Source organism: Lacisediminihabitans sp. (genome assembly GCF_043726815.1).
GTDB lineage: Bacteria > Actinomycetota > Actinomycetes > Actinomycetales > Microbacteriaceae > Lacisediminihabitans.
Genome location: NZ_JAYSJZ010000028.1, coordinates 1 through 14,683 on the forward strand (window position 1 = coordinate 1; position 14,683 = coordinate 14,683).

The 14,683-nt window shown below is 69.8% G+C and carries 12 protein-coding genes and 1 riboswitch; of the genes, 4 read left to right on the forward strand and 8 right to left on the reverse strand.

Annotated elements, in window-relative coordinates:
* Positions 1–386: 386 nt before the first annotated feature.
* From ACHZD8_RS02915 to ACHZD8_RS02935, 5 genes are read right to left on the reverse strand one after another with little or no spacing between them, the layout of a single operon-like run.
* A complete protein-coding gene (locus ACHZD8_RS02915) occupies positions 387–1,250 on the reverse strand; it encodes a sulfurtransferase (protein ID WP_394768631.1) in 864 nt (287 codons plus the stop codon).
* The gene (locus tag ACHZD8_RS02920) at positions 1,247–1,792 is read right to left on the reverse strand and encodes an ATP-binding protein (protein WP_394768632.1); all 546 of its coding nucleotides are present in this window, start codon (positions 1,790–1,792) and stop codon (positions 1,247–1,249) included. The genes ACHZD8_RS02915 and ACHZD8_RS02920 overlap by 4 nt, the downstream gene beginning before the upstream one ends.
* A complete protein-coding gene (locus tag ACHZD8_RS02925) occupies positions 1,789–2,571 on the reverse strand; it encodes an energy-coupling factor transporter transmembrane component T family protein (RefSeq protein ID WP_394768633.1) in 783 nt (260 codons plus the stop codon). The genes ACHZD8_RS02920 and ACHZD8_RS02925 overlap by 4 nt, the downstream gene beginning before the upstream one ends.
* Positions 2,568–4,067 (reverse strand): ABC transporter ATP-binding protein, encoded by a 1,500-nt coding sequence (locus ACHZD8_RS02930; RefSeq protein ID WP_394768634.1) that lies wholly within the window; start codon positions 4,065–4,067, stop codon positions 2,568–2,570. The genes ACHZD8_RS02925 and ACHZD8_RS02930 overlap by 4 nt, the downstream gene beginning before the upstream one ends.
* Positions 4,064–4,738 carry an ECF transporter S component gene (locus ACHZD8_RS02935; protein ID WP_394768635.1) on the reverse strand — a complete coding sequence of 225 codons (675 nt, stop codon included), beginning with the start codon at positions 4,736–4,738 and terminating at the stop codon, positions 4,064–4,066. The genes ACHZD8_RS02930 and ACHZD8_RS02935 overlap by 4 nt, the downstream gene beginning before the upstream one ends.
* 55 nt (positions 4,739–4,793) lie before the next feature.
* Positions 4,794–4,904: riboswitch (TPP riboswitch) on the reverse strand.
* Positions 4,905–5,240: 336 nt separating this feature from the next.
* Between ACHZD8_RS02935 and ACHZD8_RS02940 the strand changes: the two genes are divergently transcribed.
* The 4 genes from ACHZD8_RS02940 to treZ all read left to right on the forward strand — a co-directional run bounded on the left by ACHZD8_RS02940 (position 5,241) and on the right by treZ (position 12,388).
* Positions 5,241–5,867, forward strand: coding sequence for a hypothetical protein (locus tag ACHZD8_RS02940; protein ID WP_394768636.1), 627 nt, complete (start codon positions 5,241–5,243; stop codon positions 5,865–5,867).
* A gap of 250 nt (positions 5,868–6,117) precedes the next feature.
* On the forward strand, positions 6,118–8,319 hold the full coding sequence (glgX, locus tag ACHZD8_RS02945) for a glycogen debranching protein GlgX (protein WP_394768637.1): 2,202 nt from the start codon (positions 6,118–6,120) through the stop codon (positions 8,317–8,319).
* Positions 8,319–10,673: a malto-oligosyltrehalose synthase gene (gene treY, locus ACHZD8_RS02950; protein WP_394768638.1), complete on the forward strand. Its 2,355-nt coding sequence runs from the start codon at positions 8,319–8,321 to the stop codon at positions 10,671–10,673. Before glgX ends, treY begins: the two co-directional genes overlap by 1 nt.
* Positions 10,670–12,388, forward strand: a complete 1,719-nt coding sequence (gene treZ, locus ACHZD8_RS02955) for a malto-oligosyltrehalose trehalohydrolase (protein WP_394768640.1) — start codon at positions 10,670–10,672, stop codon at positions 12,386–12,388. The genes treY and treZ overlap by 4 nt, the downstream gene beginning before the upstream one ends.
* A 16-nt stretch (positions 12,389–12,404) precedes the next feature.
* Here treZ and ACHZD8_RS02960 read toward each other — a convergent pair whose 3' ends face one another.
* The 3 genes from ACHZD8_RS02960 to ACHZD8_RS02970 are packed head-to-tail and all read right to left on the reverse strand — an operon-like array spanning position 12,405 to position 14,606.
* On the reverse strand, positions 12,405–13,322 hold the full coding sequence (locus tag ACHZD8_RS02960; RefSeq protein ID WP_394768641.1) for a MetQ/NlpA family ABC transporter substrate-binding protein: 918 nt from the start codon (positions 13,320–13,322) through the stop codon (positions 12,405–12,407).
* A 46-nt stretch (positions 13,323–13,368) separates the two neighbouring features.
* Complete coding sequence (locus ACHZD8_RS02965; RefSeq protein ID WP_394768642.1) at positions 13,369–14,070, reverse strand: methionine ABC transporter permease; 702 nt, start codon at positions 14,068–14,070, stop codon at positions 13,369–13,371.
* Positions 14,067–14,606, reverse strand: a complete 540-nt coding sequence (locus ACHZD8_RS02970) for an NIL domain-containing protein (protein WP_394768643.1) — start codon at positions 14,604–14,606, stop codon at positions 14,067–14,069. Before ACHZD8_RS02970 ends, ACHZD8_RS02965 begins: the two co-directional genes overlap by 4 nt.
* Between the last annotated feature and the right edge of the window lie 77 nt (positions 14,607–14,683).

Genomic DNA, 14,683 nt, shown 5'->3' on the forward strand with positions numbered 1-14,683 from the left:
TGCAGGACAGCTTGTGCAGGACAGCTTGTGCAGGACAGCTTGTGCAGGACAGCTTGTGCAGGACAGCTTGTGCAGGACAGCTTGTGCAGGACAGTGCAGGGGTGTAGCGACCCGAACGGTCCCGGTCTGCAGGACGCTCCCGTCGCTTCTGCACCTCTCGTTCTCGCCATCCGCCGGAGCCGTCCTGCAGAACCCGTCCTGACGTCCTGCACAACCCGTCCTGCACAACTGGAGTCTGCGGGGCGGGCACCCGAGGAAGGCGGCACCCTCCTGCACAACGCGTCCTGCAGAACCCGTCCTGCACAACTGGGGCCCGCGTGGCACCTCGATCGGAGCCGGCCCACCCATGAGCTGGTCAACCAACGTCCATCGGCAGTACAGCTAGGTCAACCGACCTCGAGCGGCAGCGTGGGATCGGCCGACCACTCCTCGAGCGAGCCGTCGTAGATGCGCACCGCGGTCACGCCGAGTTCGGCGAGGGTGAGCGCGTTCGCGGCGACCGAGATTCCGCCGCCGCAGTAGAGCAGCACCTCCGCGTCGCCCGTGACCCCCTGCGAGGCGTAGGCCTCGCGCAGCTCGCCGGCGGCCTTCACCGTGCCGTCCGCGGCGAAGAGGTCCCTGGCAGACACGTTGACGCTCGAGGGGATGTGGCCCCGGCGCGAGTACCGGGTGGGGTCGGCGCCGGTGAAGCTCCCGGCGGGCAGTCCGCAGACCAGCGGCCGCGAGTCGTCTGCCGCGCGTTCGGCGAGCTCCTCCCTGGTGATCCAGGCGTCGCGCACGGCCGACGCGGTCCACGGTTCGACCGCGGCAGGGGCATCCGAATCCCCGGAGTCGACGGGAAGCCCGGCGGCCTGCCAGGCCGCGAGTCCCCCGTCGAGCACCCGCGCCTCCACGCCGATCCAGGTGAGGAGGTACCACAGCCGCGCGGCGAAGAGGCCGCCGGTCTGGTCGTAGACGACGACCGGATCGCCGGCGCCGATGCCCAGCCTGGCGAGTTCGTCGGCGATCGCCTGGGGATCGGGATGCGCGTAATGCACGGCCGCCGAGGCATCGGAGAATTGCGTGGCCACATCGACATGCAGCGAACCGGGGATGTGGGCCGCCAGCCAGCGCCCTCGGCCGGACTCCGTGCGGTAGTCGCCGTCGAACTTCGCCGGGTGCAGCACGAAGCTCGCGTCGAGCACGGCGGGAGGCGCTGACCCGTCGAGTGCGGCGGCGAGTTCGGGGGCGGTGATGAACGGAGAAGTCATGACAACGACGCTAGTCCGTTCACGATGGCCGCGACATCCTCGTCGTCGAGCACGAGGTCTGCACGTTCGCTCGGCCTCTCGCGTGCGGCGAACGCCCGTTCCTGGGCCGCCCAGCGGTCCCAGAACGGGGCGTACAGCTCGCCGTCGCGCTCGAGCGCCCTGGCCTTGCGCGTCGGCTCGTCGAGCTCCACCCAGATGCCGTACGTCGCCAGCGCCCGGTTCGCCCGGCTCAGGCTGCCGGAGCCCTCGACCACGACAGGGAGGGAGGGGTCCAGGTCGTGCCACTCCGCCGGGGCCTGCGCCTTCCAGTCCCAACGCCGCCATCGTGGCTCGGCGGACAACACCTGCTCCACCTGCCCGCTCGCCGCCTCGAGGCCGTCCCAGCCTGGGTAGATGTCGTCGAGCCGCACCAACTGGGCACCGAGAGCCGGGGCGAGGGCGGTCGCGAGAGTCGTCTTGCCGGAGCCGGAGCCGCCGTCGATGAGCACCACCGGGCGGGCGGCCCGGCGGATCGAGAGCAGGAGCTGCCGGGCATCGGTCACGAGAGCACGAACTTCCAGGTGCCCAGCGAGACGGCGACGGTCACCGCGAGCACGGCGATCACGACGGCGATCGCCACGAGCATCCACTCGCGCCGGCCGAAGGTGGACTCCCTCGCCCAGGTGCGTTGGCGCCCCGAGCCGAAGCCCTTCGCCTCCATCGCGGTGGCGAGCTTGCTCCCCCGCCGCACCGAGAGCACCAGGAGCGAGAATCCCTGGCCGGCGATGCGGGAGACCGGATTGGAATCGCCGACTCCGCGCGCCCGTCGCGCGAGGGCGAGGAATCTCCAGTCCTCGATGAAGAGGCCGACGAGCCTGAGCCCGGCGAGGCCGCCGATCACGAAGCGGGACGGGAGTCGAAGCACCTGGCCGAGGCCGTCGGCGAGGTCGGTCGGGTCGGTGGTGGCAAACAGCACGATGCCCGGGAGGCCGATCGCCAGGATGCGCACCCCGATGGCGACGCCGAGCGAGACGGAGCCCGCGGTCACGGAGACGAAGCCCCACTGCCAGAGCGACTCCCCCGAGTCCCGGCCGTAGAGCACCGTCGTGAGGCAGGCGAGGGGGGCGGCGAACCACAGGGGCGCGGTGCGCAGCCAGAACTGTCGGGCAGCGAGCCCGGCAAACGGGAGGAGGAGGGCCTCGAGCACCAGGGCGACGAGGGCGGACGCCCAGTCGATCGAGAGGAGAAGAACCAGGGCGAGCAGGATGGCGGCGATGAGCTTGGCCACCGGATTGATGGAGGCGATCGCACTCGCACGGATCTCGGGGGTGATGAGGCTCACGCGATCGCCCCCGCCGTCAGGGTGTCGAGCCGCAGCACCCGCTCCGCGAGGGCGTCGACGAAGTCGGTGTCGTGGGTCACGGCGAGCACCGCCGACCCGTCGTCGAGGAGCCCGCCGAGAAGGGCAACGAGCTGGCCCCAGGTGCGGGAATCCTGGCCGAAGGTCGGCTCGTCGAGAAGCAGGATGCGCGGCCTCGTGGCGAGCGCCGTCGCCACGGACAGGCGCCGCTTCTCCCCACCGGAGAGGGTGAACGGGTTCGCGGCGGCGAGATGGTCGAGGTGCAGCGTCGCGATCAGCTCGTCCACCCGGGCCGCGACGGCCGCCGGGCCGAGCCCGGCGGCGCGCGGCCCGATCGCCAGTTCCGCGCGCACGTCCGGGGCCAGGAACTGGTGCTCCGGGTCCTGGAACACCATGCCGATGCGCGGCAGCAGCTGCCGGGAACGCCACCGATGCGGGGCCGTCGAGGCGTCTCCCGCGAGCGCCGGCTCGGCCACGAGCGAACCGCCGACCGGCGTCAGGAGGCCGGCGAGGGTGAGCGCGAGGGTCGACTTTCCCGACCCGTTCGCTCCCGTGATCGCCACGGCATCCCCCGACGCCACGCTGAGGTCGATGCCGGAGTTGACCACCGTGGGCACGCGACGCCCGAAGGAGGTGCGACCGACCGAGAGACCGGATGCCGTGAGCAGGGGAACGCGTGCGGCCGGGGCCAGCGGCGCCCTGGTCGGCCGTCGCGGCGGGTGGCCGGGCACCCACACGCCGGCCGCGGCGAGGCGCTCGCCCTCCCGCCCGAGCACGACCCCGGGTGCGCCGTCGGCCGCCAGGCCGCCGTCGGAGCCGAGCACCACCACCCGGTCCACCACCGCCTGCCACACCGCCACGCGGTGCTCGATCACCACCAGGGTCGCCCCTGTCGCGTCGAGCACCCTGGCCACGGCATCCCGCACCTCCCGCACGCCCTCGGGGTCGAGGTTCGCCGTCGGTTCGTCGAGAAGCAGCAGTCTGGGGCGCATCGCGACGACGCCCGCGAGGGCGAGGCGCTGCTTCTGTCCACCCGAGAGGCTTGAGGTGGGGTGGTTTAGCGGCAGGTCGAGCCCGACGGCGGCGAGCGCCTCCGGCACCCTCCGCCAGATCTCCTCCCGCGGAACGCCGAGGTTCTCGCAGGCGAAGGCGACGTCGTCGCCCACGCGCGCCAGCACCACCTGGGAGTCCGGGTCCTGCAGCACCAGTCCGGCCTCTCCCCGGGCGCTGGCCGGGGGATGTCCGTCGATGAGGAGTTCGCCGCGCTGGTCGCCCTCCTCGTCTCCGCCGAGCACCCCGGCCAGGGCCTGGATCAGCGTGGACTTGCCGGCGCCGGACGGCCCGAGCAGCAGCACGCGTTCGCCCGGCGATACCGAGAGATCCAGGTCGCGCACCGCGAACGCGCGACGGGAGGTGTGGCGCCACCCCCATCCGGAGGCGGTGATCCGCACCCCACCCGAGGCCGGGCCGGGACTCATGGTGCCGAGGTCGCCTCGGTGCCCGACCCCGACCGCACCGGCTCCGACTCGCCCTCCACGGCCGCGAGCCGGCCCGAGGCGAACCGGCTCAGCGCCCCCGACCGCGCCAGGCCCCGGGCGGCCAGCCAGGAGAGCAGGCCGGCGATGACAATCCCGGACACGACGGCGGAGACGAAGTAGACCGCCTTGAAGCCGAAGTCGAGCGCCGCGTAGTCGGTGAAGTTCGTGTCGAGCAGCCCGACGGCGACTCCGGCTCCCGCTCCGGAGAGCAGCGCGACGCCGAGGCGCCAGTTCGAGTAGAGGAACGCGGCGAGCACCAGCTCGGCGCCCAGACCCTCGACGATGCCCCAGATCAGCGTGGAGAAGCCCCACTGTGTGCCGACGAGCATCGACACGACGGCCGCGACGACCTCGGTGAAGAGCGCCGCACCCGGCTTCCTGATCACGATTCCGCCGAGCACCCCGGCGAAGAGCCAGCCTCCCGCGAGGAGTCCGGCGAGCCCGGGGGCGAAGGCGAGGGCCGCGCTGAGCGGCGTCCACGCGAGGCCCCAGGCCCAGAAGATGACGCCGCTCGCGACGCCGATGACGCTCGCCACCACGATGTCGACCACCCGCCAGCGGGCGCTGAATGCTCGGGGCTGTCTGGTGATGGATGCTGCTGTTGTGTTCATTGTCGTGCCCTTTCGGTTAAGAGGGCACGGGTGTGAGTCGCCACAGGTGTGGCAACCCGGAGAGAAACTGCCTCCCTGCGCTGGCATGATCCAGATCAGGTTCGACGGTCGAAGCTTGGAGAAGCTTCCTCTCAGCCCGGCTCACCGGACTCCCGTGTTCGCCTCAATCTTAGCCACCGGCATCCGCCCCCGCACCTCCGACTCGCGCACCTCCCACCGCGCACCTCCCGCCCGCGTCTCTCCCGCCACGCGTTTCTCCGGAGGTTCGGGCCGACCCTGCCCGCACGACCACCCGCTCCCGATCGCTTCTCCGGAGGTTTGCGCCAAACCGGCTCGAGATGGAGTCCGTTCCGCCAGAATCGGCCCCGATGCGCCGGTACCTCCGGAGAAACGCGGGCGGTGGCGGAGACGCGAGCGGGAAACCTCCGGAGAAACGTGCGGGTGCAGCCAGAGGGAGAAGGCGGGGCTGGGCGGCGGGCGGATGCCGTTCTAGGCTCGGCGCATGACGAGTGATTTCGCGATCGCCGCGTTCGACCGTTTCACCGCGGAGCTGCTGGCGAGCGTGTCGTCGCTGCCGGAGGTCGTCGGCCTCGTCGTGACCGGCAGCGCGGCCGAGCGATCCCGCCTCGACGAGTGGTCCGACCACGACTTCATCGTCGTGACGTCCCCGGCGGCCACCGAGGCCGTGCGTTCCCGGCTCGACTGGCTCCCCCGGTTCGAGAGCCTGGTCTTCTGCTCCCCGGTTCCCGGCGAGGGCTATCGGGCCGTCTACGACGACGGCCACGTGCTCGAGTTCGACGTTGCTCCCCTCGAGGAGATCCGTGGCTGGCAGGCCAACGACTACTCCGTGCTGCTCGACCGGGGCGGCGTCGAAGAGGTGATGGCGGCGATCGCGGCACAGCGAAAGCCGCAGGTGAGCATCGACGCCGAACGGGAGATCGGCCAGTTCCTCGCGCTCATCCTCATCGGCGTCGGTCGGGCCCGCCGCGGCGAGACTCTCATCGCCGGCGCCGCGGTACGCAACGCTGCCGTTGCGCACCTCGTGAACGCATGGCAGGAGCGGATCCCCGCCGCCGCGCCGCGGCACGCGGACAACCTCGACAACTGGCGTCGATTCGAGCTGGTCTAGCCGGAATCCGGGCCCGAGATCGCGCGCGCCGTGGCCCAGGATGTGGAGCCCGCGGCGCGAGCCTTGCTCGACATCGCGGAGCGGACGATCGCACCCGGATGGGCGGCCTGGCCGCACGAGGCGGTCGCCGCTGTGCGGCGCCGGTTGGGCTGGTGATAACGGACCTGGCGCGGCTGTCAAGGGGTCCGACTCGGTTCGTGCAACAAGTGAGATTCGCGTTACGGTGACAACAGTAAACTCAGGGAGAATCATGGAAACCTGGCCCGGATCGGCCTACCCGCTCGGCGCAACCTTCGACGGAAGCGGCACGAACTTCGCCCTCTTCAGCGAGGTCGCGGAGAAGATCGAGCTGTGCCTCTTCGACGCGGATGGCGCGGAGACGCGGATCGAGCTCGTCGAGGTCGACGCCTACGTGTGGCACGCCTATCTGCCGTCCGTGCAGCCGGGACAGCGCTACGGCTATCGCGTGCACGGGGAGTACGACCCGAAGTCCGGCAAGCGCTGCAACCCCAACAAGCTCCTGCTCGACCCGTACGCCAAGGCGACCTGCGGGGACATCGACTGGGAACCGGCCCTGTTCTCCTACAACTTCGGCGACCCGCTCTCGGTCAACAACGAGGACTCCGCCAAGCACATGATGATGGGCATCGTCATCAACCCCTTCTTCGACTGGGCCGGGGACCGGCATCCGCGGGTTCCGTACAACGAAACCGTGATCTACGAGGCGCACGTCAAGGGGCTCACCGAGCTGCACCCCGACGTTCCTGAGGAGCAGCGCGGCACCTTCGCCGGCGTCGCGCACCCCGCGGTGGTCGAGCACCTTCAGAAGCTCGGCGTCACCGCCATCGAGCTCATGCCGGTGCACCAGTTCGTGCAGGACTCGACGCTCCTCGAGAAGGGCCTCCGAAACTACTGGGGGTACAACACCATCGGATTCTTCGCCCCGCAGAACAGCTACTCCTCCACCGGCGACGAGGGCCAGCAGGTGCAGGAGTTCAAGGGCATGGTGCGCGCGATGCACGATGCCGGCATCGAGGTGATCCTCGACGTGGTCTACAACCACACCGCCGAGGGCAACCATCTCGGCCCGACGCTCTCGTTCAAGGGGATCGACAACGAGGCGTACTACCGGCTCGTCGAGGACGACGAGCAGTTCTACATGGACTACACCGGCACCGGAAACTCGTTCAACGTGCGCCACCCGCACTCGCTTCAGCTGATCATGGACAGCCTGCGCTACTGGGTGATCGAGATGCACGTCGACGGCTTCCGGTTCGACCTCGCGTCGACCCTCGCCCGCGAGTTCTACGACGTCGACAAGCTCTCCACCTTCTTCGAGCTCGTGCAGCAGGATCCGATCGTCTCGCAGGTCAAGCTCATCGCGGAGCCGTGGGATGTCGGCCCGGGCGGCTACCAGGTGGGCAACTTCCCGCCGCAATGGACGGAGTGGAACGGCAAGTACCGCGACACCGTGCGCGACTTCTGGCGGGGCGAACCCTCCACCCTCGGCGAGTTCGCGTCCCGGCTCACCGGCTCTGCCGATCTCTACGAGGGAGACGGCCGCCGCCCGGTCGCCTCGATCAACTTCGTGACCGCGCACGACGGGTTCACGATCGCCGACCTCGTCTCGTACAACGACAAGCACAACGACGCGAACGGCGAAGACAACAACGACGGCGAATCGCACAACCGCTCGTGGAACAGCGGAGTCGAGGGACCGACGGATGACCCGGCCGTCCTGACCCTGCGCTCCCGCCAGCAGCGCAACTTCCTCGCCACCCTGCTGCTCTCGCAGGGCGTGCCGATGATCCTGCACGGCGACGAACTCGGCCGCACCCAGCAGGGCAACAACAACACGTACGCGCAGGACTCCGAGATCTCCTGGGTGCACTGGGACTCGGCGGACCAGCCGCTGATCGAGTTCGTGGCCGCGGTGGCCAGGCTGCGCAAGGATCACCCGACCTTCCGCCGCAAGAGCTTCTTCGACGGCCGTCCCGTGAAGCGTGGCGAGGGCGAACCGCTGTCGGACATCGTCTGGCTCACCCCCGCGGGCGAGGAGATGGAACCGGAGAACTGGGATGCCGGATTCGGTCGCTCGATCGGTGTATTCCTGAATGGGAATGGAATCCAGGGCCGGGATGCTCGAGGCCAGACCGTCACCGACCTCAACTTCGCGATCTTCTTCAACGCGCACGACGAGGCCGTGGACTTCACCCTTCCGTCCGCCGAATTCTCCGGTGCGTGGGAGATCGTGATCGACACCTCCGGCAAGCTCGCAGACTCCGCGCCGCGCAAGGCGGGAGACGTGATCTCGGTCGAGCTGAAGTCCCTCGTCGTGCTGCGCGCCTGGGTCGCCCCCGAGGTGGAGGTTGACCACTCGGTGGCCGCGTCGCTGATCTCCCTCGCCGGGAACGTCAACGTCGCGGTCTCGACCAAGCCCGAGGTGGGTTGATGCGCATCCCCCGTTCCACCTACCGACTGCAGATCCGCGAGTCGTTCGATCTGAACGCCGCGGCGAACATCGCCGAGTACGTGCGCGATCTGGGCGCCGATTGGCTCTACTTCTCGCCACTGCTCACCGCCGAGGCGAGTTCCGACCACGGCTACGACGTGACCGACCACTCGAGGATCGACCCCGCCCGGGGAGGCGAGGCCGGACTGGATGCCGCGTCCGCCGCCGCCCGGTCGCTCGGTCTCGGCGTGCTCGTCGACATCGTGCCGAATCACGTCGGAGTACAGACGCCGCACCAGAACGCGTGGTGGTGGGACCTGCTTCGCCAGGGCCGGGACTCCCGCTACGCCGAGGCGTTCGACATCGACTGGGAGTTCGGCAACGGCAGGCTGCGCATTCCCGTGCTGGGCGACGACTCGCTCGACGACCTCGAGATCGTCGAGGGAGAACTCCGCTACTTCGACAACCGGTTCCCGATCGCCCCGGGCACGGCAGACGACGGCGCCTCCCCACGCGAGGTGCACTCGCGTCAGCACTACGAGCTCATCGACTGGCGCCGCGCGGACGCCGAGCTGAACTACCGCCGGTTCTTCGCCGTGAACTCGCTCGCCGGCATCCGCGTGGAGATCCCCTGGGTGTTCGAGGAGTCCCACGTGGAGATCGGCCGCTGGTTCCGGGAGGGCCTCGTCGACGGCCTGCGCGTGGACCATCCGGACGGCCTGGCCGATCCGGCCGGATACCTCGACGACCTCGCCAGGGCCACCGGAGACACCTACGTGCTCGTGGAGAAGATCCTCGAGGGCGACGAGCAGCTCCTCACCTCGTGGGCGACGGCGGGAACGACGGGCTACGACGCCCTCGCCGATGTCGACCGGGTGCTCGTCGACCCCGCCGGTCGCTCGGCCCTCGACGAGCTCGACCGGCGCCTGCGCGGAACCGACTCGACCGTGTCGTGGTCCGGACTGATCCACGACACGAAGCGGGCGATCGCCGACGGCATTCTGCGCTCCGAGGTGCTGCGCCTCGAGCGCGATCTCGGACGGTCGGTCGAGGCGGTGGAGGCGGACGAGGGATCGGCGATCTCGACGACGGCGGACGCCCTCGCCGAGCTGCTGGCCTGCTTTCCGGTCTACCGCTCGTACCTGCCCCTCGGCCTCGAGCACCTGCACGACGCCGCGCGCCTGGCGATCTCGCACCGCCCAGACCTCACCGACGCGATCGGCGACCTCGTGCCGATCCTGAGCGACCAGGAGCACCCGGCGGCGATCCGCTTCCAGCAGACCTCCGGCATGGTCATGGCCAAGGGCGTCGAAGACACCGCCTTCTACCGGTACACGCGGCTCGGCTCGCTCACCGAGGTGGGCGCGGACCCCTCGGAGTTCTCGATCGGCACCGCCGAATTCCATCGCCGCCAGCAGCTGCGGCAGGCGAGCTTCCCCGCCTCGCTCACCACCCTCTCCACCCACGACACCAAGCGGGGGGAAGACGTTCGCGCCAGGATCAGCGTGCTCGCCGAGATCCCCACCGAGTGGGAGTCGGCGCTCGACCGTCTTCGCGAGGCCGCGCCGCTCGGCGACGGCCCCCTCGAGGCCCTGCTCTGGGAGGCCATCGTCGGTGCCTGGCCGGCCAGCCGGGAGCGGCTGCACGCCTATGCGGAGAAGGCGGCCCGCGAGGCCGGAAACTCCACGGGCTGGGACGCGCCTCGGGAGGCGTTCGAACAGCGGATGCACGACCTGATCGACTCCGCCTTCGACGACCCAGCCGTCACGGCGGTCATCGAGGAGGTGCTCGACCGGGTGCGGGCCGCCGGCTGGAGCAACTCGCTCTCCGCCAAACTGATCCAGTTGACCGCGCCCGGCGTGCCGGACGTCTACCAGGGCAGCGAGCTCTGGGAGACCTCGCTGGTCGACCCGGACAACCGTCGACCCGTGGACTTCGACGAACGCCGTCTCTACCTCGCCGCGATCGACGCCGGAGCGCACCCTCCGGTGGACGAATCCGGCGCCGCGAAGCTGCTCGTCACCTCGAGGGCGCTGCGCCTGCGCCGTGATCACCCCGACCTGTTCAGCCGTTACGCCCCGCTGCCCGCGTTCGGGTCGGCGGCGCGTCACGTGCTCGCCTTCGACCGCGGCGACGTGGTCACCGTGGCCACCCGGCTGCCGCTCGGACTCGAGCTCGCCGGCGGCTGGGGCACGACCTCGATCATCCTCGCCGGCAGGCCCGTCGTCGACGTGCTCACCGGCACGGAGTTCCCGGGCGGCGAGATGCGCCTGTCCGAGGTGCTGGTCCGCTACCCGGTGGCCCTGCTCGTGCCGTCTGATCTCCTCGCGGCCGGCAGCACGGTGGGTTCGTGAGCTTCGAGGTCTGGGCCCCGGCCGCCGGCGCCGTGACGCTGCTTCTCGACGGCTCGCGGCATCCGATGGACCGCGGAATCGACGGATGGTGGAGCGCCCCGGCGGGGCTCGACGGCACCGAGTTCGGTTTCCTGCTCGACGACGACGAGACGCCGCTGCCCGATCCGCGCTCGAGACGGCAGCCGGAATCCGTGCACGGCCTCTCCTGCACCTTCGACCCGGCAGCCTTCGCCTGGACGGACGATCCCTGGACCGGGCGACAGCTCGCCGGCGGGGTGATCTACGAGCTGCACCTCGGCACCTTCACGCCGGGAGGAACCCTCGACTCGGCAATCGAGAGACTCGACCATCTCGTGTCGATCGGTGTCGACTTCGTGGAGCTGCTGCCCGTGAACGGGTTCAGCGGAACCCACAACTGGGGCTACGACGGGGTGCTCTGGTACGCCGTCGCTGAGGTGTACGGCGGCCCGCCCGCCTACCAGCGGTTCGTGGACGCCTGCCATTCTCGCGGCCTCGGCGTGATCCAGGATGTCGTCTACAACCACCTGGGACCGAGCGGCAACTACCTGCCCCGCTTCGGTCCGTACCTGCGAGAGGAGGGCGCGAACACCTGGGGCGACTCGGTCAACCTGGACTCCCCGGAGGTGCGGCGCTACGTGATCGACAACGCGCTCATGTGGCTGCGGGACTACCACGTGGACGGGCTGCGGCTCGATGCGGTGCACGCCCTCGTCGACGAGTCCCCGACGCACATCCTCAAGGAGCTCGCCGTCGAGACCAGCGCGCTGTCGGCGTTTTTCGGCCGTCCGCTCAGCCTGATCGCCGAGTCCGACCTCAACGACCCGCTGCTCATCCGCCCGCGCGAGGCGCGGGGCTACGGACTCGACGCCCAGTGGAGCGACGACTTCCACCACGCCGTCCATGTGGCCCTCACCGGCGAGATCACCGGCTACTACGCGGACTTCGAGCACCTCGACTCGCTCGCGAAGGTGCTCACGCGGGGCTTTTTCCACGACGGCACATACTCGTCGTTCCGGGAACGGGTGCACGGCAGCCCGATCGACACCGCGAACATGCCCACCTGGCGGCTCGTCGTCGCCAACCAGAACCACGACCAGATCGGCAATCGCGCCACGGGCGACCGGCTGGGCGCGACCCTCGACTACGGGCAGCTGGCGATCGCCGCGGTGCTCACCCTCGCCGGGCCGTTCACGCCGATGCTCTTCATGGGCGAGGAGTGGGGCGCCTCCACGCCGTGGCAGTTCTTCACGTCGCATCCGGAGCCGGAGCTCGGCACCGCGACGGCCGAGGGCCGCATCCGTGAGTTCGAGCGGATGGGGTGGGATCCGGCCGTCGTGCCAGACCCGCAAGACCCGCAGACCTTCGAGCGGTCGAAGCTCGACTGGGCGGAATCCGCGGGCGGCGACCATGCCCGGCTGCTCGCGGTCTACCGCCGGCTCGCCGAGCTGCGGCGCACCGTGCCGGACCTCACAGACCCCCGCTTCGACCGCACGAGCGTCGAATTCGAGGACTCGGCCACCGGCCGCTGGTTCGTGCTGCACCGCGGTTCGACATCGATCGTCCTGAACCTCGCGGACTTTCCGGTCGCCCTGCCGTTCGGCGGCTTGGTGCTGCTCGCGAGTCACGAGACGGTCGGCGCGTCGTCCACCGGCGTGGTGCTGCCGGGCCACTCCGCGGCGATCCTCGCCCGCTGAGCGGCCCGGCGACCCCCTACTTCGCCGCGAGTGGGAGCAGGATGCCCTTCACCGTCGGGTCAGTCGCCAGGAACTCCTGCACGGCCGGGTCCTTGAAGGCCGCGATGAGCTTCTTGACGTTGGACGTGCCGAGGTACTGCGTTCCCACGGTCAGCTGGCCGGCGAACTCGTCGGGGGCGGCCGGGGCGAAGATCTTCTTCTCCAGCGGGATGTTGGCCGCCAGGTAGTACTCGGTGTAGCCGACCGCGGCGTCGAGGTCCGGCAGCGCGAGGGACTGGGCACCGAAGTCGAGCAGCTTGAGGGTGATGTGCCTGGGGTTGCTCGCGATGTCATCCTGAGTCGCGCGGGCCTTGTCGATGCCGGGCTTGAGGGTGATCAGCCCCGCGCGCTCCAGGATCCACAGGCCCTGCGCCTCGTTGGCCGGGTCCGAGTACAGGGAAATGGTGGCGCCATCCGGAATGTCCTTCACGGACTTGTACTTGTCTGACCAGAGCCCGAAGCCCCAGCGGAAGACCGGGGTCGCGGCCGTCTCCTTGAAGTCGGGGTTCGCCTCGAGCACCTGGCTGAGCCAGAGCTTGTGCTGGTAGACCGTGCCGGCCACCTCGCCGTTGCTCACCGCTCGGTTGATCGTGTTGCTGTCGGAGAGACCCTCAAACTTCACGGTGATGCCGTACTTGGGCGCCACCTTCTTGGCGATGAAGTTGACCAGGGCCTGCTCGGCCGAGTTACCCTCGGCGGTTGCGACGGTGAGGGTGGCGCCCGCGACCTCGGTGGCGGACTTCGCCGGGTTGAGCAGCGGGATCGTGATCGCGGCGGCGACGCCGACCACGACCACGATCGCGCCGGCGATCCACGGCCATCGCCGTTTCTTCTTCAGTTCGAAGCCGTGCGAGTCGTCGTCGTTGCGGAGGGGAGCCTGCGTGGTGGTGGTCATGGCGATGTCCTTGTGTTTGGTGGTGGGGAAGGATGGCCGGGGCCGGTCAGTGCCGGTCCCTGGCGTGCGGAGTGGTGAGGCGCACGAAACGGTCGCCGGTGATCTGCACGGCCGAGACGAGGGCGACGAGGATCACGATGGTCGCGATCATCACGTTGTGGTCGAAGCGCTGGTAGCCGTAGGTCACCGCGACGTAGCCGATCCCGCCGGCGCCGATCGTTCCGGCGATCGCCGAGTACTCGATCATGGCGATCGTGTTGATGGTGATGCCGCCGATGATGGACGGCACCGCCTCGCTCAACTGGGCGGTGCGGATGATCTGCAGCGTCGATGCGCCGGACGCCTTGGCCACGTTCACGAGGGAGGGCGGCACGCTGCGCAGCGAGTTCTCCACGATCCTGGTGAAGAAGGCGATGCCGGCGATCGACATCGGCACGACGGCGGCCGCGATGCCGATGTTGGTGCCGGTGATCAGCCGGGTGAACGGAACGATCGAGGCCATCAGGATGAGGAAGGGCAACGATCGGCCGATGCTCACCGTCCAGCTGAGGATCGAGTACGGCACCGGTCGCTCGAACAGCCCGCCGGGAGCGAGGTTGTGCACGATCGCGCCGAGCGGGATGCCGACCAGGATCACGATCGCCATGACGATGCCGACCATGATGAGCGTGTCGCCGAGAGCGGGCAAGACGAGTGCCGGGATGTCCGGGATCGGCACGGTCGCGTTGGCCGGAACGAGGGCGTTCATGCCACGTCCTCGAGCTCGTCGCGCTCGGGCTGCAGCGCCGTGTCGTCGAGCGTGGCGGTGAGGCCGAGCGCCGCCAGGGTGCCGGTCACCCTCGCGGGGTCGACTCCCCCGATGCCGAGGGTCGCGTGCCCTACCGTGGCGCCGTTGATGCGCTCGATCGACGCGCCCAGGATCGAGATCGGCACGCCGAGTTCCGCCCCGAGCCGCGAGACCCAGTCCGGCGGCACGTGACCGCCCTCGTAGCTCACGAACCAGATGACGTCGGCGCCGGACGCCGCCTCCCAGTCCCGACGCGGGCGCAGGGCCCGGCCGAGGTCCGAGTCGGCGTCCCGCAGCAGGTCCACCAGCGCACCGGACTCGACGATGTGCCCGTGGTCGAGCCGGGCGACCGAGTCGGCCACCTGCAGAACGGTGTCCATCTCGTGGGTGATGAAGAGGATCGACAGGTCGAGGTCGTCCCGCAGCTCCTTGAGCAGGGCGACGATGGAGGCGGTGGACTCCGGGTCGAGGCCGGAGGTCGCCTCGTCCGAAAGCAAAATCGACGGACGCAGCGCGAGCGCCCTCGCGATCCCGACCCGCTAGCGCTGTCCGCCGGAGAGCTGGTGCGGGTAGC

What these genes read in the sequence shown, in the direction of transcription:
- ACHZD8_RS02915 (WP_394768631.1), bottom strand. Translation starts at nt 1,250, where the DNA reads ATGACTTCTCCGTTCATCACCGCCCCCGAACTCGCCGCCGCACTCGAC.
- ACHZD8_RS02930 (WP_394768634.1), bottom strand. Translation starts at nt 4,067, where the DNA reads ATGAGTCCCGGCCCGGCCTCGGGTGGGGTGCGGATCACCGCCTCCGGA.
- ACHZD8_RS02935 (WP_394768635.1), bottom strand. Translation starts at nt 4,738, where the DNA reads ATGAACACAACAGCAGCATCCATCACCAGACAGCCCCGAGCATTCAGC.
- ACHZD8_RS02940 (WP_394768636.1), top strand. Translation starts at nt 5,241, where the DNA reads ATGACGAGTGATTTCGCGATCGCCGCGTTCGACCGTTTCACCGCGGAG.
- glgX (WP_394768637.1), top strand. Translation starts at nt 6,118, where the DNA reads ATGGAAACCTGGCCCGGATCGGCCTACCCGCTCGGCGCAACCTTCGAC.
- treY (WP_394768638.1), top strand. Translation starts at nt 8,319, where the DNA reads ATGCGCATCCCCCGTTCCACCTACCGACTGCAGATCCGCGAGTCGTTC.
- ACHZD8_RS02960 (WP_394768641.1), bottom strand. Translation starts at nt 13,322, where the DNA reads ATGACCACCACCACGCAGGCTCCCCTCCGCAACGACGACGACTCGCAC.
- ACHZD8_RS02965 (WP_394768642.1), bottom strand. Translation starts at nt 14,070, where the DNA reads ATGAACGCCCTCGTTCCGGCCAACGCGACCGTGCCGATCCCGGACATC.